The 19,545-nt window shown below is 35.7% G+C and carries 26 protein-coding genes and 1 pseudogene; 22 read left to right on the forward strand and 5 right to left on the reverse strand.

From position 1 onward, the window contains the following. Positions 1 to 135: 135 nt before the first annotated feature. Genes FHY47_RS13065 through FHY47_RS13075 form a run of 3 tightly spaced genes read left to right on the forward strand, consistent with a single transcriptional unit; the run spans position 136 to position 2,977 of the window. Positions 136 to 1,125 (forward strand): ABC transporter substrate-binding protein, encoded by a 990-nt coding sequence (locus FHY47_RS13065; RefSeq protein WP_066101818.1) that lies wholly within the window; start codon positions 136 to 138, stop codon positions 1,123 to 1,125. Positions 1,126 to 1,170: 45 nt separating this feature from the next. Next, a complete protein-coding gene (locus FHY47_RS13070; RefSeq protein ID WP_148630837.1) occupies positions 1,171 to 2,217 on the forward strand; it encodes an ABC transporter permease in 1,047 nt (348 codons plus the stop codon). Next, the gene (locus FHY47_RS13075) at positions 2,183 to 2,977 is read left to right on the forward strand and encodes an ABC transporter ATP-binding protein (protein ID WP_066101815.1); all 795 of its coding nucleotides are present in this window, start codon (positions 2,183 to 2,185) and stop codon (positions 2,975 to 2,977) included. The genes FHY47_RS13070 and FHY47_RS13075 overlap by 35 nt, the downstream gene beginning before the upstream one ends. A gap of 61 nt (positions 2,978 to 3,038) precedes the next feature. Here the strand turns inward: FHY47_RS13075 and FHY47_RS13080 are convergent, their stop codons facing one another. Then, positions 3,039 to 3,473, reverse strand: a complete 435-nt coding sequence (locus tag FHY47_RS13080; RefSeq protein WP_192796831.1) for a hypothetical protein — start codon at positions 3,471 to 3,473, stop codon at positions 3,039 to 3,041. 218 nt (positions 3,474 to 3,691) lie between these two features. On the opposite strand from FHY47_RS13080, the gene FHY47_RS13085 reads away from it, so the two are divergent. From FHY47_RS13085 to FHY47_RS13130, 10 genes and pseudogenes are all read left to right on the forward strand, one after another. Then, a complete protein-coding gene (locus FHY47_RS13085; protein WP_066101810.1) occupies positions 3,692 to 4,414 on the forward strand; it encodes an AzlC family ABC transporter permease in 723 nt (240 codons plus the stop codon). Beyond that, positions 4,411 to 4,716, forward strand: a complete 306-nt coding sequence (locus FHY47_RS13090; protein WP_066101807.1) for an AzlD domain-containing protein — start codon at positions 4,411 to 4,413, stop codon at positions 4,714 to 4,716. The genes FHY47_RS13085 and FHY47_RS13090 overlap by 4 nt, the downstream gene beginning before the upstream one ends. Positions 4,717 to 4,908: 192 nt before the next feature. Then, positions 4,909 to 5,664: an SDR family oxidoreductase gene (locus FHY47_RS13095; RefSeq protein WP_148630839.1), complete on the forward strand. Its 756-nt coding sequence runs from the start codon at positions 4,909 to 4,911 to the stop codon at positions 5,662 to 5,664. 114 nt (positions 5,665 to 5,778) lie between these two features. After that, complete coding sequence (locus tag FHY47_RS13100; protein ID WP_066101801.1) at positions 5,779 to 6,315, forward strand: GNAT family N-acetyltransferase; 537 nt, start codon at positions 5,779 to 5,781, stop codon at positions 6,313 to 6,315. A 138-nt stretch (positions 6,316 to 6,453) separates the two neighbouring features. Further along, positions 6,454 to 7,150: pseudogene (locus FHY47_RS13105) on the forward strand (nucleotidyltransferase domain-containing protein). A gap of 85 nt (positions 7,151 to 7,235) precedes the next feature. Next, the gene (locus FHY47_RS13110) at positions 7,236 to 7,673 is read left to right on the forward strand and encodes a GNAT family N-acetyltransferase (RefSeq protein WP_148630841.1); all 438 of its coding nucleotides are present in this window, start codon (positions 7,236 to 7,238) and stop codon (positions 7,671 to 7,673) included. A gap of 45 nt (positions 7,674 to 7,718) precedes the next feature. After that, positions 7,719 to 8,255 (forward strand): GNAT family N-acetyltransferase, encoded by a 537-nt coding sequence (locus tag FHY47_RS13115; RefSeq protein ID WP_066101794.1) that lies wholly within the window; start codon positions 7,719 to 7,721, stop codon positions 8,253 to 8,255. A gap of 206 nt (positions 8,256 to 8,461) precedes the next feature. Next, a complete protein-coding gene (locus FHY47_RS13120) occupies positions 8,462 to 9,355 on the forward strand; it encodes a DMT family transporter (RefSeq protein WP_066101791.1) in 894 nt (297 codons plus the stop codon). A 79-nt stretch (positions 9,356 to 9,434) separates the two neighbouring features. After that, positions 9,435 to 9,899 (forward strand): GNAT family N-acetyltransferase, encoded by a 465-nt coding sequence (locus tag FHY47_RS13125; protein ID WP_066101788.1) that lies wholly within the window; start codon positions 9,435 to 9,437, stop codon positions 9,897 to 9,899. Between the two features lie 136 nt (positions 9,900 to 10,035). Next, complete coding sequence (locus FHY47_RS13130; RefSeq protein WP_187393491.1) at positions 10,036 to 10,875, forward strand: phosphotransferase family protein; 840 nt, start codon at positions 10,036 to 10,038, stop codon at positions 10,873 to 10,875. A 30-nt stretch (positions 10,876 to 10,905) separates the two neighbouring features. Here FHY47_RS13130 and FHY47_RS13135 read toward each other — a convergent pair whose 3' ends face one another. After that, positions 10,906 to 11,187: a hypothetical protein gene (locus tag FHY47_RS13135; protein WP_066101781.1), complete on the reverse strand. Its 282-nt coding sequence runs from the start codon at positions 11,185 to 11,187 to the stop codon at positions 10,906 to 10,908. A 35-nt stretch (positions 11,188 to 11,222) separates the two neighbouring features. Further along, positions 11,223 to 11,360, reverse strand: coding sequence for a hypothetical protein (locus FHY47_RS19000; RefSeq protein WP_180349926.1), 138 nt, complete (start codon positions 11,358 to 11,360; stop codon positions 11,223 to 11,225). Between the two features lie 206 nt (positions 11,361 to 11,566). On the opposite strand from FHY47_RS19000, the gene FHY47_RS13140 reads away from it, so the two are divergent. The 6 genes from FHY47_RS13140 (at position 11,567) to FHY47_RS13165 (ending at position 15,684) form a co-directional block, all read left to right on the forward strand. Beyond that, positions 11,567 to 11,953: a nuclear transport factor 2 family protein gene (locus FHY47_RS13140; protein WP_148630847.1), complete on the forward strand. Its 387-nt coding sequence runs from the start codon at positions 11,567 to 11,569 to the stop codon at positions 11,951 to 11,953. Positions 11,954 to 12,148: 195 nt separating this feature from the next. Next, on the forward strand, positions 12,149 to 13,048 hold the full coding sequence (locus tag FHY47_RS13145) for an alpha/beta fold hydrolase (RefSeq protein WP_148630849.1): 900 nt from the start codon (positions 12,149 to 12,151) through the stop codon (positions 13,046 to 13,048). A gap of 184 nt (positions 13,049 to 13,232) precedes the next feature. Continuing rightward, on the forward strand, positions 13,233 to 13,685 hold the full coding sequence (locus FHY47_RS13150; protein WP_066101766.1) for a MarR family winged helix-turn-helix transcriptional regulator: 453 nt from the start codon (positions 13,233 to 13,235) through the stop codon (positions 13,683 to 13,685). A gap of 24 nt (positions 13,686 to 13,709) precedes the next feature. After that, on the forward strand, positions 13,710 to 14,228 hold the full coding sequence (paiA, locus tag FHY47_RS13155) for a spermidine/spermine N(1)-acetyltransferase (RefSeq protein ID WP_066101763.1): 519 nt from the start codon (positions 13,710 to 13,712) through the stop codon (positions 14,226 to 14,228). 51 nt (positions 14,229 to 14,279) lie between these two features. Beyond that, positions 14,280 to 14,990, forward strand: coding sequence for a B3/B4 domain-containing protein (locus tag FHY47_RS13160; protein WP_066101760.1), 711 nt, complete (start codon positions 14,280 to 14,282; stop codon positions 14,988 to 14,990). A gap of 79 nt (positions 14,991 to 15,069) precedes the next feature. Then, positions 15,070 to 15,684 (forward strand): FMN-binding negative transcriptional regulator, encoded by a 615-nt coding sequence (locus FHY47_RS13165; protein ID WP_066101757.1) that lies wholly within the window; start codon positions 15,070 to 15,072, stop codon positions 15,682 to 15,684. A 114-nt stretch (positions 15,685 to 15,798) separates the two neighbouring features. On the opposite strand, the gene FHY47_RS13170 is transcribed toward FHY47_RS13165, so the two are convergent. Together FHY47_RS13170 and FHY47_RS13175 are read right to left on the reverse strand one after the other, a co-directional pair. Next, on the reverse strand, positions 15,799 to 16,074 hold the full coding sequence (locus tag FHY47_RS13170; RefSeq protein WP_066101756.1) for a hypothetical protein: 276 nt from the start codon (positions 16,072 to 16,074) through the stop codon (positions 15,799 to 15,801). Positions 16,075 to 16,167: 93 nt separating this feature from the next. Then, a complete protein-coding gene (locus tag FHY47_RS13175; RefSeq protein WP_066101753.1) occupies positions 16,168 to 16,491 on the reverse strand; it encodes a hypothetical protein in 324 nt (107 codons plus the stop codon). Positions 16,492 to 16,853: 362 nt separating this feature from the next. On the opposite strand from FHY47_RS13175, the gene FHY47_RS13180 reads away from it, so the two are divergent. The 3 genes from FHY47_RS13180 to FHY47_RS13190 all read left to right on the forward strand — a co-directional run bounded on the left by FHY47_RS13180 (position 16,854) and on the right by FHY47_RS13190 (position 19,287). Beyond that, the gene (locus FHY47_RS13180; protein WP_262366016.1) at positions 16,854 to 17,213 is read left to right on the forward strand and encodes a GNAT family N-acetyltransferase; all 360 of its coding nucleotides are present in this window, start codon (positions 16,854 to 16,856) and stop codon (positions 17,211 to 17,213) included. Between the two features lie 100 nt (positions 17,214 to 17,313). Further along, complete coding sequence (locus tag FHY47_RS13185) at positions 17,314 to 17,814, forward strand: GNAT family N-acetyltransferase (RefSeq protein WP_175354226.1); 501 nt, start codon at positions 17,314 to 17,316, stop codon at positions 17,812 to 17,814. A gap of 285 nt (positions 17,815 to 18,099) precedes the next feature. After that, the gene (locus FHY47_RS13190) at positions 18,100 to 19,287 is read left to right on the forward strand and encodes an MFS transporter (protein ID WP_225983657.1); all 1,188 of its coding nucleotides are present in this window, start codon (positions 18,100 to 18,102) and stop codon (positions 19,285 to 19,287) included. Positions 19,288 to 19,545 lie beyond the last annotated feature (258 nt).

Raw genomic sequence — 19,545 nt, forward strand, 5'->3', positions numbered from 1 at the left:
TAAGTTTCAATTTTTACAGATATGCCACTGTTTTATTGTCTGAATATTCTATATTATTTATTGCAATTCTAAAATTTTCAGGCTATAATTTAACGAATAAAAGCATAAAAGCGATAAAGGGTGGGGGAGCATATCATGAAATGGAAAAGTTTATTGGCAAGTATAGCTGTAATATCAACCATTGCACTTGCAGGCTGTGGTTCGGATGAAAAATCGTCCGGCGAAGGTGAGAAAAATGGAGAAGGAAAACAGTATACAGTAGGGATTTCTCAATTTGTTGAACATCCATCGCTTGATGAGGCCACAAAGGGCTTTAAAAAGGCTCTTGAGGATTCTGGGTTGTCCATTAAATATGATGAACAGAATGCTCAGGGGGAGTTAAATAATAATCAAACGATTGCTACTAATTTAGTGAGTGAAAAAGTCGATTTAATCTTTGCTAATGCTACTCCAAGTGCTCAAACTGCAGCCAATGTTACAAAGGATATACCGATTGTATTTACATCTGTTACAGATCCAGTAGGGGCAAAATTGGTATCCAGCATGGAAGCACCGGATAAAAATGTGACGGGAACAACAGATACTCACCCTGAAGCGATCCCTAATACAGTGAAGTTGATAAAAGAAATGGGCTATACGAAAATAGGAACGATTTATAATGCCGGTGAGCAAAATTCGGAGGTTCAGGTCAAAACTGTTGAAGATGAAGCAAAGAAAAATGGAGTGTCTGTTGAAAAGGTTTCTGTTGCAAACACTTCTGAAGTAAAGCAAGCTGCAGATTCTTTGGTGGGTAGAGTAGATGCTATTTATATCATTACAGATAATACAGTTGTATCCGCACTCGAGTCTGTGATCCAGGTTGCAGAAAAAGAAAGTATTCCTTTATTTGTTGGAGAATTGGATTCAGTCAAAAGAGGTGGCTTTGCAGCATATGGCTTCAATTATTATGATATCGGCTATCAGGCGGGGGAACAAGCTGTGCAATTACTGAAGGGTGAAAAAGAGGTGAAGGACTTGCCTGTTGAAGCACCGAATGATTTGAAATTAGTTATTAATAAATCAGCCGCTGAAAAAATGAAGATAGATCTTACTAAAATTAAAGAGGAAGCTGAATTTCTGGAATAAGGTTCTTCAGCCGTAATTAATCCAAACAGAAAGGAAGGTTAATACGTGTTTGCATCTGTTTTTGGTTCGGTGGAAGCCGGCATTATTTATAGCATTATGGCCTTAGGTGTTTACTTATCATTTCGAATTCTTAACTTTCCTGATATGACAGTGGACGGAAGCTTTGTAACAGGGGCGGCCGTCGCTTCCATTTTAATTACAGGCGGAACAAGTCCTATCCTTGCTACGTTTTCGGCGATATTTGTAGGGTTCTTTGTAGGAATAATTACGGGGTTACTGCACACAAAAGGGAAGATTAATCCACTGTTATCGGGAATTTTAATGATGATTGCCTTATATTCTATTAATCTAAGAATTCTAGGTAAGCCAAATGTATCCTTATTATCAGAGGATACAATTTTTACTCAGCTTGGTACATGGTGGGCGAGTCTTGGAATTGATAACTGGATTGCATCACTTTTCACAAACATTGGATTAGAAGGCTATATTCCGCATACATGGTCTATCGTATTACCGATGATGTTATTTGTTATCGTAGGCAAGATGTTGCTGGATGCATTTTTGAAAACAGAGATAGGCCTTGCCATTCGAGGAACTGGAGATAATGAGCAAATGGTGCGCAGCTTTTCGGTTCATACAGATATGACGAAAATGCTGGGACTTGGAATTGCCAATGCGCTGGTCGCTTTATCAGGAGCTTTTGTTGCACAGTATATTGGATCTGCTGATGTCGGAATGGGGATTGGAATGATTGTCATTGGGCTTGCATCCGTTATTATCGGGGAAGCAGTCTTCGGGTCCAAATCCATAGCGAGAGCTACCCTAGCAGTTATTGGCGGTGCGATTTTATATCGATTGGTTGTAGCCTTTTCCCTTAAAGTGGAGTTTCTTGAAGCGGGAGATATGAAACTAATTACGGCTGTAATTGTTATTATTGCTTTGCTTATTCCAAAATGGATAGACAGTACGAAAAAATCCCGGAAAAGACGCAATCGAATGAAAGTCTTGAATGCTGAAGCAGTTAAACCTAGTATAAATGAGAATGGGGGAGAGCAGCTTGCTGCAACTAAGTCAGATATTAAAAGTGTTTAATGAAGGCTCTCCTGATGAAAAAATGGCATTAAATCAGATTAATCTTGAATTGAAGCAAGGGGATTTTGTGACGGTAATTGGAAGTAATGGAGCGGGTAAATCCACACTTATGAATTTAATTTCAGGGAAAATCCTGCCCGATTCAGGAAAAATCATCCTTAACGGAACCGATTTGACGTATGCGGGGGAACACCGCCGTGCCCGAAAAATAGGAAGGGTCTTTCAGGATCCTCTGGCAGGTACTGCTCCGACGATGACAATCGAAGAAAACCTGGCCATTGCCTATGCAAGAACAAAAAGAGCAGGGCTCAGTTTCGGAGTTACAAATAAGCGCAGACTGTTTTTTAAAGAAAAACTAGAGGAGCTTCATTTAGGTTTGGAGAACCGATTATCTGCGAAGGTCGGCTTGTTATCAGGAGGGGAAAGACAGGCGCTATCCTTATTAATGGCTACTTTTACAGAGCCGGATATACTCCTCCTTGATGAGCATACTGCAGCACTCGATCCATCACGGGCTCAGCTTATAACCGAACTTACGAAAAAAATCGTAAAAGAACATAAATTGACAACCTTAATGGTAACCCACAATATGCAGCAGGCCCTTGATTTGGGCAATCGATTAATCATGATGGATAGCGGTGAAATTATTTATGAAGCAGATCAAAACTCTAAACAAACGTTAACCATTGATCAGTTATTGAATGAATTCCAAAAACTAAAACGGAATACGCAAATTTCTGATAGGAGCTTGTTGGGATAATAGATGTATAGGAGTAAACAAACAGAAACAGCAAGCATTATGCTTGCTGTTTCCATCTATTTTAGCCAACCTTTCTTGTTGGAACAAATGTTTCTTTGTATGTATCTTCCCACAAATCAATTCGGCTCTGGATATGGATTTCATCGCGCATGCTTTCATGATGCTTTTCGATTTTTTTGGTGATTCTCTCTCTCCAGAAGCTTTTGAAATTTGGTTGAATCGTCATAGAATGCTCTACACATACATGGTTATTGTTTTCGTGGAATACGACTAAAACCTGGCAATCTTTATAGGAATGGCCCATTTTAGAGAAAACTTCATCTAAGTGATTAACTGAAATTATTTTTTGTAAACGTTCTTGTTCGTCTGGATCAGGATGATGCAGAGTGTTTGGACAAATATGTGCTACTTTGCCAACTTCATCAATAACTACTCGTACATATCCTAATGTTTTTTCATTACCTTGCATAAGTATCCCTACTTTCATCTTCATCATAAATCCATTATATGAGGGATGAATGTAATTCTACAATATTCAAAAAATTCCAATACAAAAGATAAGTTCGATAAGACAGACTTTTGGTATAACCATTAAAAGAATAAGTAAAATACGTAAATCTCTTACAGAAGCTTGGTAGATAAGAGTAAAAACCCTTGAATTATTAGGAATAGCTTATTTTATCTTGACGTAAGAGACTAAGAAAGGAGTATGTCATGGAGGTGCAGGTTGCCGAGCGCAGTGTATCGGATTTTAAGGAGGGGATTCAGGCAGGAATCAGTATTGCGATAGGATATTTTCCAATCGCGCTAACATTTGGTCTGCTTGCCAAATCATCGGGACTAACATTTGGGGAAGCCTTAGCTATGAGTATATTGGTATATGCAGGTGCTTCTCAGTACACAGCATTAAATTTGCTGTCACTCGGTACAGGTGTAATTGGTATTATTGTCGCTACATTTATTTTAAATATACGGCATTTATTAATGGCGACATCCATTCAGTTAAAATCTGTGAATGATCCTTTATGGAAAAAGATTATTTATTCATTTGGTATTACAGATGAAACGTTTTCGGTCGCATCCTTTAAAAAGGGGAAAATAACAGCGGGCTATATGTTCGGCCTTGGAGGAATTGCTTATGTAAGCTGGGTTCTCTGTACGGGAGTTGGTTATTTGTTCGGAGCCAGTTTGCCCCATGCCTTACAGGAAAGTATGAGTATTGCCCTCTATGCGATGTTTATTGCTCTGTTAATGCCAGCATTGGCGAAAAGCCGTAAAATCCTCCTCCTTGCTGGTATGGGAGCAATCTTTAACACAATATTATCTGTAACGGGTCTTTTATCCACCGGCTGGTCAATTATTGTGGCAACGCTTTTATCAGCCTTTCTGGTTGAATGGATGTATACGTTGATTGGCAAAAGGAGGACAAGTGAATGACGGCATCTAGTTTTATACTTATATTAGGGATGGCCCTCGTTACATACATACCAAGAATGCTGCCTTTTGTTTTGTTTAAAGAAATGAAGCTCTCTCCATTTTGGGAAGGTTTTTTACAAAACATCCCCTATGCAACGCTGGGTGCATTGATTTTTCCTGGTGTGCTTTTTATACAGGAAAACATTTGGATAGGATTAATCGGTGGGATGTCAGCTATCATTCTTTCTTTGCTTGGAGCCAATGTCATGCTTGTAGTGGTGGGATCGATTAGTATTTTAACAGTCTTGTCTATCTTTTTATAATTTTATTCGCGTACCTAAAAGGGGGACTCTCTCTCCCCTTTTTTTCTTTATTTTCAATTATTAGTTTGTCAGATTTAGATTTATTCCAGTATATATATGGTTGGTTTTTTATTGTTAAATTATGGGTTTTTAATTATGATTAATCACAATACCTAGTATAAATATCAAATTGCTTTAGGGAAGGGAAAATACATGACTTTTTTGCATGGGAAAATAGCTTTAGTAACAGGTGCGAGTGGTTCAAGGGATATTGGGACGGCCATTTGCAGAAAACTAGCTTCACATGGAGCTGATATATTTTTTACATACTGGAAAGCAGAACAAGAATGGCCTGAAATCTTTTTTAATGAAATACAAACTAACGGAGTCCGTTGCAAAAGCATGGAAATTGACCTGTCAGATGCAAATGCAGCCTCCGAAACAATTAAGCGTATTTCAGAGGAATTAGGTGTACCTTCCATATTGATTAATAATGCAGCCCATTCAACAAGAGATGGGTATCTAAATCTGGACGCTAAAACTTTGGATGACCATTATGCCGTTAATATGAGGACTACTTTTCTGTTATGTACAGAATTTGCTCGATGTTTTAAGAATGCTGGATATAAATCAGGCAGAATTATTAATATGACATCAGGTCAGGACTTGGGTGCGATGCCTGACGAATTAGCTTATGCAGCCACAAAAGGAGCTATTTCAGCGTTCACTCGGTCATTGTCCGCTGAACTGGCATCATTAGGAATTACAGTCAATGCTGTAAACCCTGGTCCTACTGATTCAACATGGATGACAGATGAGATTCGGGAACATCTTTTACCTAAGTTTCCAATGGGACGTATAGGTGTACCTGAAGATGTAGCCCGTATGATTGGCTTCCTTGCTTCTCAAGAAGGAGAGTGGATAACCGGTCAGATTATACATTCAGAGGGAGGATTTATACGAGGTTGAAAAGAAATAGTAGATTCATATTGGAGATATAGATGAAAATAAATAAACAGGAATACCATTCAAATAGCTTAATCTTATTAAGTTTTAAAAAGAGAAAGGGGCTCAATTATACATATGTATAAGAATCATGAGTTAATTATTCGGCCAATCAGAGAAGAAGATTTATATTCTTTATGGGAATTAGTTTATAAAGAAGAATCTCCTGAATGGAAAAAGTGGGATGCCCCCTATTTTGAACATAAGTCTATATCCTATGATGATTACTTGAAGAAAAGGGATAAGATTATCAATCAAGATTACTACTGGGGAATAGAAGTAGATGGAAAAATAATTGGTACAGTCAGTTATTACTGGGAGCATGAGCCGTCAAAGTGGCTAGAAATGGGCATTGGTATATATAATCCTCAATATTGGAATGGGGGATATGGTACGAGAGCTTTAAAATTATGGATTGACCATTTATTTAAAACGATGCCTTTAGTTCGTGTAGGGTACACAACCTGGTCTGGTAATCAGCGAATGATCAAAGTTGGAGAAAAATTAGGTATGCAAATGGAAGCAAGGTTAAGAAAATGCCGTTTCTATGATAACGAATATTACGATTCAATTAGAATGGGCTTATTGCGAGAAGAATGGGAAACTATTAAATAAAATCAAGAGCTGTCAACCAGTTCTTTTTTGTTTTCGATAAAGCTTTGGTTTTTGGAAGGTATTTCATATCTCAATGTAGAATCAAATAATTGAGAAATTTGTCGAATCAGAGGTGAGTCAATGGGTGGATTTAATAAAATAAGTCCAATTGAAGCCGGGCAACGGTTTATTAAAATTTATTTTCCAAACTGTCAGGGTGCTCTATTGGCAGGGAGCGTTGTTCGGGGTGAAGCAACTGAAACATCTGACTTGGATATCGTTATTTTCGATAAAAATATCAGTTCATCCTATCGAGAGTCATTAGTTGAATTTGGATGGCCTATTGAAATGTTCGTATATAATTTAACCTCTTATAAACTGTTTGTTGAAAGTGACTGTGAAAGGGCAAGACCTTCACTGTCAAGAATGATTTCTGAAGGGATAATCTTAAAAGATTGCGGAATAATCGATTCGATTAAAAAAGAGGCTAAAGAAATACTGGCTAAAGGTCCAGAAGAATGGACAGCCGAAATAATCAATACGAAGCGTTATTTTATTACGGATGCACTCGATGATTTTAAAGGCTGTACGAATCGGGCAGAGGAACTCTTTATAGCCAATACACTTGCTGAATTGGTAAGTGAATTTATCTTAAGAGCAAACCGTCAATGGATTGGCACATCAAAATGGGTAGTTCGTTCTCTAATATGATGAATTATTTGCAAACCAATTTGTAGAAGCATTTGATTGTTTTTATAAGACAGGAGAAAAGGATCAAGTAATCCATTTAGTTGAAAATATATTAGAACCTTTTGGAGGGGAGTTATTCCATGGCTTTTTACTGGGGGAAAAATAAAGGAAGTCGGAATTACTAAAGAATAGAGTAGAACAGGCAAATTGTAAGATAAAATGACTAAATATTCAGAAATAAGAGGTGGATTATGGATCCGTTCACGATTAAAGAAATTAAATCAGTAAATGAAATAGTTGAAGCATTCCCTGTGATGAAGCAGCTGCGTACTCATCTCGATGAAAACTCCTATCTTGAACTCGTCTTGGATGCACAAGAAAGCGATAGATACAAAATGTTTGCTTTGGTTGATGCGGGTGAAATAGTTGCGGTAATTGGTTTTAAAACGATGATCACTCTTTATTATGGACGATTTGTTTGGGTATGTGATTTGGTTACGGATATAAATAAACGTTCCAAAGGATATGGAAAACAATTACTTACATATGTTCATCAATGGGCTAAGGAAAACAATTATGAAACGATATCCTTATCATCAGGATTGCAGCGTAAAGATACCCATCGTTTTTATGAAGAGCGGATGAACTATGACAAAGTAAGTTATGTATTTAAGAAGTCTTTAAATTAGAGATGTTCTATATATCTAGACCAGTATTAAGGGGAGGTGGTAATCATGATAGAACTAAAGTATTTTGAACGCTCTGATTTTAAACAGCTTATCAATTGGATTGATTCGCCTGCATTTTTACTTCAATGGGGTGGCCCTGGGTTTAACTATCCCTTGAATGATACTCAATTAGAAAAGTACATGGAGAATGCCAATCATGCTAACTCAGAAGCTCTGATTTATAAAGTGGTTGATCAAGAAACAGGCAACGTTATTGGACATATCTCTTTGGGGAGAATTGATAGAAAAAACGAATCTGCAAGAGTTGGAAAAGTCCTAATCGGTGATAAAAACACAAGAGGTAAAGGGATCGGTCAGCAAATGATTAAAGAAATACTTAAAATCGCATTTGAAGAACTTCACTTACATAGGGTTAGTCTTGGAGTATTTGACTTTAATGACTCTGCCATTGATTGTTACGAAAAGGCAGGATTTGTAAAAGAGGGTTTACATAGAGATGCAAGTAAAAATGGCGATGAATACTGGAGTTTATGGGAAATGAGTATTTTAGAAAATGAATGGCTGGAGATTAAAAACGTATAGTAGAAGAGATAGTTTATACTTTAGATGAATACAAAATGGCAATTTGTGGTGTAATCGGTAATGAGATTGTAATTAAATCTATTAGAAAATGACCAACCAGCTGTTCATTCATAAGTTGAGGAATGAACAGTCAAAAAAGTCATACCTCGTCTTAGCTGAAGATGATTTTTAATAATCCTATTTTTGTAGACGGAGGTATTTTCAAAATGAAACAAAGTTTACTCGGAGCTGTTTGTTTATCCTTGGCCGCCAGTTTGTGGGGCGGTATGTACGTAGTGAGCAAATATGTTTTGGATTTTATTCCGCCATTGACGCTAGTATGGCTAAGGTATGTAGTTGCATTTGTTGTTTTGTACGCTATTTTAAAGACCATTCAAGTCAAAAGTAAAACTCGTGAAACGATACAGATGAAAGATTGGCTGCTGCTGGGGTGGATTGGGTTTATAGGTTACTTTGTATCAATTGCTTTTCAATTCATTGGTACTAAATTATCCGATGCCCATACGGGATCTTTAATAACATCAGCTACACCAGCTTTTATGGTTGTTTTTGCAACGCTTATTCTGAAGGAAAAGCTAACGGGCAGAAAAGTTATCTCGGTCATACTCGCATCAATCGGAGTCACCATTGTTATTGGATGGGATACAAAGGCTGGAGATTATTTTTTAGGTAGCATGATATTAGTGGGAGCTGCCATTACCTGGGCTTTATTATCCGTCTATGTAAAAATTGCCTCTGCGCGTTTTACGTCATTAACAATCACTACCTATGCGGTCATGTTTGCGCTTGTGTTTACAACACCTGTAATGATATGGGAACTTCAATCAAATGCTGCTGACTATGATAGTGCTTTAGTTATCATGGGGGTTATCTATCTGGGGGTAGTTTCAACTGCGGGAGCGTTTTTCCTTTGGAACAAAGGATTAGAAATGATGGATGCAGGAATCGGCTCATTATTTTTCTTTTTTCAGCCACTGGTTGGTTCTTTCTTAGGGTGGCTCATACTAAATGAAAAGTTGGGCATTAATTTCTTTGTAGGTGCCATTTTAATTATTGCTGGTGTTGTAATAGTTACTTTTCAAAAGGAAAAACAGGTGTAAATTCTTTCAAGAGGGCAAGTTATCTTGCTTTCTTTTTTACAGCTAAGGTGAATAAAAATAATGAGGAGTGAAAGATAGAATGTCATTTGAAATATATAGTATGGCACAAGAACAAGCAGAAACAATTGCTTTCACCTGGCATTATGATAGTGAATATTCTTTTTATGATTTGGAAGCGGATAAAGATGATTTAGAGGAATTTTTAGATGTTGATAAACGAGGTAACTCTATGTTCGCTGTATCAAAAGATGAAGAATTAATAGCTTTCTTGAGTATTCACAGAATTGACGATAACACGGTTGATATCGGTTTAGGGATGAGGCCTGATTTAACTGGAAAAGGGATGGGATTAGAATTTTTAAAGGAAGGTATGGAGTTTATTAAATTTGAAGCGAACCCTCAAAAAATCACCTTATCAGTTGCTACATTTAATCAAAGAGCAATTAATGTATATAGAAAAGTTGGATTTAAAGATGTTGAGATTTTTATGCAAGATACAAATGGCAGCACTTTCGAGTTTTTAAAGATGGAATACATATGTTAAATTTTGTTGTTTTATATTGAGAAACGAGTATCGTAAAGAGCGTTGTCTTTGAGCTTTCAGATAGAGTAAGTTCGATGAGGAGGAGATTTTTATTATAAAACGTATCATTGAACATTTTGGATTGCAGGTAATATCAATGAATGAAGTTGAAGATTCCTTTAGTTCAAACGTCTATAAATGTGAGTTGCTTAGGGGAGCGACGGTTTTTATTAAAATTCCTTATACAAAGTTAAAGTTTCAGCGGGAATTGGAAGCTTATGAGATTTTAAAAGGAAGAATTGCGATTCCTGATATGCTAGATTGTTGGTTTGGAGATGAGGAGTGCCCTAGTGCTTTTTTGCTTTCCGAATTAAAAGGACAACCTTTAACACCTGTGGCTTCACCCAAAGCAGTATATCATGTTGGAGTTATACATGCTTCAATGCATTCTATTCAGCTGCCGATAACGAACGAGTTGATTGCCATACAAAATGAATTCCCGAATTGGTCCGACTTTCTTGAATCAAAATTCTATAGTTTTGCTGTGGATGTAAGAGATGTATTGGATGAACATTTATATGAACAGGCTATAGAAAAGTTTGAAATCATGAAACGGCAACTCCCTGCCCCAGACGGACCAAGCTTAGTACATATGGATTTTCGCCCCGCCAATATTATAGTGGACGACAATCAAGTCTCAGGAATCATCGATTTTGAATCCGTACGATTTGGTTCAACAGAAATCGATTTCACTAAAATTTATCGTGATATTTTAAGCTGCGATCATACCCTCTACCAGGCATATAAAGAGGGCTATAAAAGTATCCGACCTTTAATTGATTTAGATATTGTATTGCCCTTTTATCGATTTACAGATGCCTTCAATAGCATTGGGTGGTGTAAGAAGCGTGGAATGGAAAAAAACGCTGCATTTCTTGTAGAAAATTTAGCGATTTTGAAAAAACTTTTACCATCAAATAGAAGTGAAGGTAAGTAATAAAAAGCTGCCCTATGGACAGCTTTGCTTTTACCGAAGTACATCTCCCTCATTATTAAAAAACGTAGAGCCAGTAGAGGTATGTCCATTAATCCATTCCTGTGAGATTTTAGATACATTAGCCCAATTAGGGATTTTTGCATTATGCTCTGCGATCCAGCTTAAGCAATATTGGGGATCGATATTTTCTTCATAGCATTGGGTTAAAAAAGTCTGGATATTGGTTTCTGTACAATTTTCAAAGGAGCCGCAGGTATGAGATAAAATTTGCTCCATTTTTATTTGAATAGAATCCTTGCTAGAGTTAGTCATCCAATTGCTCCTTTCATTTGGCTGATATCATTAGATCACTCATCATTCGTCTTGATATTTGAACCGTGACGGCTATTTACAGTGGGTATATGTTTTAAGGGAGTATCACCGTTTTTTGATGTCGTTTCCTGATTTCGTACCCGGAATTTAGATTGATCTTGATTATTCTTCATTTACTCTCACCTCCATTGTCTAACATTTGAAGAAATACAGAAAAATATTCAATTTCAAGCGCAAAATGTTAAGATACCTCACCAGAAATGAGAATGCTACACCTAATTTGAAAATAAATATTAGATAGTAAAAACACAATTAGTAGATAAAGGGCTATAAAATAAGCGGATTAAAATAATAATGCGTTAGTAAAGGGACTGATTAAATGGATGTGAAATTAAAGGAACAATTAAAGGAATTAGAAGAAAGCCATATTGGATTTGAAGTTCGTAAAAGTCGGGACAAGCTGGATAACATACTGGCAGACGATTTCTTTGAGATTGGCAGTTCAGGGTTTATGTTTGATAAAAAAGCCTGTCTGGAAGATGGAGTGGTTTTAACTGAGATGTCACTCTATAACTATAATATTTATCCGTTAGCGCAAGATGTTGTTTTATCTACTTATTTCATTGTTGATAGCACTCGTAATCGTAATACCTATCGAAGTTCAATATGGAAATTGATTGGTGGCAGATGGCAATTATATTTTCATCAAGGAACTATCTCTCCTTTACAATTAAGTGAGGTTCTTAAAAACCATAATCCGAATTAGGATAGTTGCTTCTCAATAGAATAACTTAGTTTTCTCTTTAAACCTAAAAGGATTTTTAAAAACTTGATTGGAGGTAAATTGTGAGGTACTGTAATAAGCCGTTTCATTAACACTGTATTCTATGCTTCTCTACAAGAGCTCCTCCTTATATAGGAAGTAGATAATCTAATCATTGAATATAAGGAGGATAACTAAATGGAGAATGGACAATTAATTGATATTAAAGGGAAAAAGATATATGTGGAAATCAGCCATAAAAAATGTGATAAAGCGATTTTATATTTACACGGAGGCCCCGGAGAAGGCTGCTTCGATTTCACCTATCACCAAAAGACTCGTTTAGGAGATAAATTCAAACTAATAGCATCTGATCAAAGAGGGGTATGCAGGTCTGAAGGCATAAGTATTGGAGAAACATTTTGTCTTGATGACTTGGTTGACGATTGTGAGGGGCTTCGGCAATTACTTAGAATAAAGAAATGGTCTATAATAGGGCATTCTTTTGGAGGTTACCTGGCAGTACTTTATGCATCACGGTATCCTAACTCCGTAGAAAAAGTAATTTTTGAAGGACCAACATTTGATTTTAGACTAACAGCTAAAGCACTTCTTAAAAAAACGGCTAGTTTATTTGAAAAATATAAGATGGTCGAGCATGAATTGAAGTGTATAAAACTTTATAATGACGCCACTCTTTCAGCACGAGAACTGGTAGAGGGGTATATGGAGATTGGTGAACTTCTAGAAGAAAATAGGATGGAAATCTATACTCATAATTTTACTAATCCAACTGATACAGGCGTATATTCAGATGATCAGTCGGATAACTTCTATAATAAATCAGCAATCCATTTCGACCGCTTAAGAGATGAAGGAAAGATATTTGAGTCAGTTTTGCCTCTGTTGAAAAAAATCAATATCCCCTGTCTCTTAATTTTAGGAGAGCATGATGTAGTGACCTGCCCGATTCAAGTTCAAACGTATATAACCGAGGTTAAACAAGGTGAAATATATACGATGAAAAATAGCGGTCATACACCTCATTATGAAGCTGCAGATGAATTCTGTGATGTGGTAACAGACTATCTAACATAAATAAGATGTAATGAAAAGGCTGCTAAATTGAAGGTGACCCCAAAAGTTGCCTTTTGACTCTAACTTTTAGGGTGCACATCCATTGCGGTCTTTTTCATCATACATTTTGTTGCATATACAACAAAATGTACTATAATAATTATAATAGCATAATTTAAGTGCTTAAAGTAATGGAGATGTATTTATGAAGGAAATTCTACGGGAAATAGGCATGATTGCCAGGGCTTTAGATTCGATTAGTAATATAGAATTTAAGGAATATGACCTTACTAAAGGGCAATATTTGTACCTGGTCCGCATTTGTGAGAATCCTGGTATCATTCAAGAGAAGTTAGCTGAGATGATAAAAGTGGATCGAACCACGGCTGCACGAGCTATAAAAAAACTTGAACTGAATGGTTTTATTGAAAAGAAAGCTGATCATCAAAACAAAAAAATAAAAAAGCTCTTTCCAACGGAAAAAGGGGCAAAGGTTTACCCATTTATAAAACGAGAGAATGATTATTCTAATAAAGTAGCATTAGCTGGATTATCTGAAACAGAGATAGATATTATTTTTGATCTCCTTCAAAGAGTTAGAAAAAATATTGAAGTAGATTGGGAATTTGTGAAAAAAGGAAATAAGAGAACGTATTGATTACATAAAGGAGACATCCATAAAATGAATGTAAATATACAAAAGTGCAATCATGAAGATATACAGATCCTCCAAGAAATTAGTATTCAGACATTCACTGATACATTTAAGGATCAGAATTCGCCTGAAAATTTAAAGGCCTATTTAGAAAGGGCATTTAATCGCGAACAGTTAGAGACGGAATTATCCAATGCTTCCTCTGAATTTTATTTCATCTATTTCTGTGAAGAACTCGCAGGCTATTTAAAGGTCAATTTCAATGATGCTCAAACTGAAAGAATAGCTGATGAGGCACTAGAAATTGAGCGGATTTATATAAAGTCAAAATTTAAAAGAAGCGGATTGGGCAACTATCTGATGGATAAGGCAGAGGAAATAGCCATTGGACAAAAGAAGAAGCTTATGTGGCTGGGCGTTTGGGAAAAGAATGAGATTGCTCTTAATTTTTATAAAAAAAGAGGATTTGTTCAAATAGGAGCTCACTCCTTCTATATGGGTGATGAAGAACAAGTCGACTTTATCATGAGTAAATCATTGATATAACTATTTATAGATCCTTTCATGATTAAAAACGATGAAGTGGAGTGTTGTGTGATGGTGAAATTTATTGTCGATACTGAATTTTGGGATGTTTTCCCGGATGCTCAAATTAATATGTTAATTGTTAGAAATATTAATAATCGAGGTTCGGAAGAAAACCATGATGATTTCTCTGAACTACTTAACAGAGCGGCTAAGGAGGCTACTCAGTTTCTGACAGAAGATACATTTAGCCAAAATCAAGTTGTTGATGAATGGCGTAAAGCATTTGGTAAATTTAAAACGAAAAAGGGTACTCGTTCATCGATTGAAGCATTGCTAAAGAGAGCCAATCAAGGTAGAGAGTTTACACCAATTAATCCTTTGGTGGACATCTATAATAGTGTTTCTCTAAAATATGCTGTTCCCTGTGGCGGAGAAGATTTAAATTGTATCACTGGGGACTTACGTCTTGGGAAAGCAAAAGGAGGAGAACCATTCTTGCCACTTGGTGCTGATCAAGATTCCCCTGCTTTACCGGAGGAAATCATCTATTATGATCAGGACGGAGCTATTTGCAGATGCTTAAACTGGAGAGAAGCTCAAAGAACGATGCTAACTGATGACACAACGGATGCTGTCCTATTCATTGAATCCATTAACAAAGAACAAGCTGAACGTGCTAATCTAGCCATGAATGAATTGAAGCAATTGATTGATTCGTATTTCAACACTATAAGTACGGATATGATATTGACGGCAAAAGATTCAGCTTTTGAATTTTAATATTTTTACATATCTTGAATCATATCTTTTTAACTCTTCTTTGTTCTTTTCATAGACGAACTTAAGGAGGAATATCACGATGTTCATACCTGAGTGCTTTACTATCGATGACAAAGAAACCATTTATGATTTTATTGAAAAATACAGCTTCGCTACTCTTTTTTCACAGCATAACGGCGAACCATATGCTACGCATTTACCCCTAATATTAGATAAAGATCAATTTGCCTTATATGGCCATATGGCGCGTGCAAACAAACAGTGGGAAGAAGCAGGAAAACAGCAGGTCCTTGCTGTTTTCCATGGCCCTCATTGTTATATTTCTCCTATTTATTATGAAACTATTAAATCAGTACCTACTTGGGATTATGTTTCTATTCATGTATATGGCAGAATGGAGATTGTGAGTGAAAAGAATGTCATCCATCACACCTTAAATAGCCTGGTTAATAAGTATGAAAAGGCAGATAGCTCATACCATTATCTAGACTTAGATTCCAGTATAATCGAAGGTATGATAAGAGAGCTTGTCGCCTTTAAGATTATTATTACCAAAATAGAAGCACAGGCAAAGCTGAGTCAAAATCATCCTGTGGAGAGACAAGAGTTAATTATTAAACATTTGGAAAACAATCCGGATCAAAATGATAAACAAATCGCAGCTTTAATAAAGAGAAATTTAATTAACAATTGACTGAAGGTAATAGTGGGAAAATTTGATTTTCTTAGAGAGCATTTGTCCATATGGATTAATGCTTTTTATTTGGACAAAAGATTTCTCTTATTAATAATGGATTTGATAGGATCTTTAATTTTTGGTTCTAATATAAGCTACAATAATTGCTGATAGGAACAAGGAAATACTAGGAAATATGATGTTCCATTCTGAAAATGAAATATCAGGATATTGATAATAGTATTTAGAATGCCAAACTTCAAAGATCAGGTTGGCTATTAAAGTCACTAGCGGGCCAATAAAAATTTTATTGGTTATGGCTGAGACTAATACGCCTAATCCAATCACAATGGTTGGGACAATAACTAGCTGCAATAAAAAAGGATCCATAGTGTCAAGAAAACTCATATTTATATTCTCCTCAAGACAACGGTGTATATGAATCTCATAAACGCTAAGAATAGATTGTATTAGGTAAAGAGATACAAATATACAATAGAATTATAAATAAATGAAAATCGTTACAATAAGTGAGGTTAAAAAGTATGCAAGAGAGCCAAAGAAAACATAGGAAGGATTAAACTTACTTTGAGTTCCTTCTGGTCGTAGGCCAGTACTGCCTTGAATTTGAACATCAAGACTGCGACTTGTGTAGCCGCCAGTTGAAGTAAAAAAATAAATAATTATTGTAGAAAAGAAGCCAACAAACACACTGTAATCAAAGAAAGAAGCATCAAGCGATGAGGTTAATGCAAAGTTAATAATTCCAATGATTAAAAAGGTACCTATAAAAATAATATATTTTCTGATTATATTCACCTCCATAATTTAATTATATATTATTTGGGAAATTATGTTACTTCATACTTTCTACAGTATGTAAACAAATAGTAATAATATGAAGTTTAAGGCTGAATGATTCAATTTTGTTGCTTGAGGTTAATATAGGTTCAAATAGATGGCTAGAGACACTAATTCAACACTTAGGAGTGTGTTGAGTTAGTGTCTTTTTGTTTGTTTGCAGGAAGGATTTTTATGTGATTTATATATCTAATGGTCCAGGTTAATACAAGAAGGATATTGCGTGTAATTGAAGAATTATTTAATCATCACACATTTGAAGGATAATGATATGAAAGAAATTAATACCGAAAAAATCCATCCATTAATACGGAATCTTCTTTCCTATGCGACATCAGAATTTAGGATTGACGAGGAAATACAATAAATATTTAAAATCTCCAAATCGAAAATTATTTGGTTTAGAATGCAATGGGAAATATGTTGGGTGCATAGGATTTGAAATGATTAGTCCAAAAGAATGTGTCATTTCACATATTGCTGTATTTCCGGAACAAAGAGAAAAAGGGATTGGCAGCAAAATGATAAATTTCCTGTCCAATCAATTCTGTCTTATCTCTGCTGAAACGGATAAGGATGGGGTGGATTTTTATCGTAAATATGGCTTCATGATAACAAGTTTAGGAGAAAAATATCCGGGTGTGGAACGATTTCAATGTGAATTTAGAAATGAAAGTATTTGTTAAACTTGCTTGGTATGAATCTAAGAGAGATTGATAATTTTTTTGAAATGAACGAAAAGGAACCGCAATGTTCCCATAAGTTACAATTGAAGAGGAGTTTATGATGGAAACACTATCAGACCGTTTATTGCTGAGACCATATAATAATCATGATTTAGATTTTCTTGAATCACTTTTAACGAATCCTAATATTGTGCGATATATAGGAAACGGACAAATAAGAGATCAAGAAGGAATTCAAAAATTTTTGAATTGGATTATTGATACATATGCCATTAATCCTAATTATGGATTGAAGCTCATTTTAGAAAAAGAAAGCAACAACAGAATAGGTCATGCAGGATTGGTACCCCAATTGATAGATGGAAAAAAAGAGATTGAAATTGGTTACTGGATTTCACAGGAATATTGGGGTAGGGGATTTGCAACTGAAGCAGCCAGAGGGGTAATGGAATATGGGAAGAATAAGCTGAAGCTTGAAAAAATGATTGCCCTTATTCAAAAAGACAACACTGCCTCTCAAAAAGTTGCTCAAAAGATTGGTATGCGAATAGAAAAAGAACTACTATTAAATGGAAAAGATGTTTTTGTGTACTATTGCTAATTTTCTTTTTTGGTCTGAAGCCGATGCAGATTTTATTGTGGATGATTTATCTGAAATTCCTGTGATTATTAAAAAGATGAACAATGTGTATTGTTGATTCAACATGAATTTAGTGCATAGGTTAATAAATGAAGATATATTAGTTTAACGATATGTAGTTAACTACTATCAGGTTCTGATTAAAGATAGAGAACAATGGTGAGACACGCTATATTGATACCAGACTAAATCAGGCGCTCACTGTGCTAAAACTTTATACATAAGCGAATAATGGAGGACTGCTTTTTGCGGAAGATAATTTTTATATTTATCATCTATGCCACTTATATTAGTTTAGGGTTACCCGATCCCCTTTTAGGGATAGCTTGGCCTGAGATGGTGGGAGAATTTAATGTAGCACATAGTGCGGCAGGCTTAATCTCAATGACTATTGCAATTTGTACTGTTATTTCTAGCTTGTCGACTATGCGAATTAATAAAAAAATCGGAACGGGAAGACTAGTTCTAGGTAGTGTATTGCTTACTGTGATTGGATTGATAGGGTTTGCGTTTACACAAAATTTCTTATTATTAATTGTCTGTGCATTACCTTTAGGTTTTGGAGCTGGCGCTATTGACACCTCTGTAAATGACTACGTGGCTGCTAACTTCAAAGCACATCATATGAATTGGTTACATGCTTTTTGGGGAGTAGGAGCAACTCTCGGCCCAGTTATTATGGGTGTCGTTTTAAATAATCAATTTTCCTGGAGAAACGGTTATTTTATTATTGGCGGTATTCAAATTGTATTAGCTATTATTCTCTTCCTATCTATTCCTCTCTGGAAGACAAATCAACAAAAGGGATCCGAAAAGTCTGAAGAGAGTCCCGTGTCCAATGGCTCGGTTTTGAAAGAAAAGGGAGTTGTTTTTGCGCTATTATCTTTTGTATTTTATGTTGGTTTAGAAGGTACAATATTTTTGTGGGGAAGTAGTTATTTAATAGAAATGAAGTCATTATCAGTAGCTACTGCTAGTTTCATAATATCAGTATTCTTTGCAAGTTTAACCATGGGAAGGTTTATTTCTGGTTTTATTACGTTTTGGCTATCTAATCAGAAATTGTTACTGTTTAGCGAAATTGCACTACTCATAGGAATTATTACGGTTGCTTTTGGAACAGGCAGCGTTTTGTACGGTGGATTCATATTAATTGGTCTTGGATGTGCGGCAATTTTTCCAACCATGATACATGAAACTCCAAGAAGGTTTGGGAAAAGGAGTGCAAGTGCAATTATTGGGCTTCAAGTAGCTTTTGGCTCTGTTGGGGTAACCATTTTACCTCCGTTAGTAGGAATCCTGTTTCAGAATTATACAATGAATCTATTTCCGGTCGTTTTAGTAATTTTTGCTCTTACGTTACTTGGGGCAACCATTATTATTGAAAAGAGGAAAAGAGCAACTGAGTTTGATACTTTATCTAAACAGTTGTAAAAAACTCTGGGGTGTATGAGTGCTTACTGATCTGAACATTAAGGAGAATCTTTACAACCTTGCGGGGTTATCATTTCTTTTGATTTACTTACAGAAAGTCCAAGCAACTTTTACCTTTTAAAGAATTATAAAGAAACAGGATTAATCATCATGACAAACACAGATATAGGTGTCCGCCAGCTGAAAGGAATTATTGGAGAAGTATTTCATTCATTCAATTTCAAGCTCTGAAGGAGATACCCAAAATAGGCACAGATT

Origin of the sequence: Bacillus sp. E214, assembly GCF_008087365.1 — a bacterium.
In the GTDB taxonomy this organism is placed as follows: Bacteria; Bacillota; Bacilli; order Bacillales; family Pradoshiaceae; genus Pradoshia.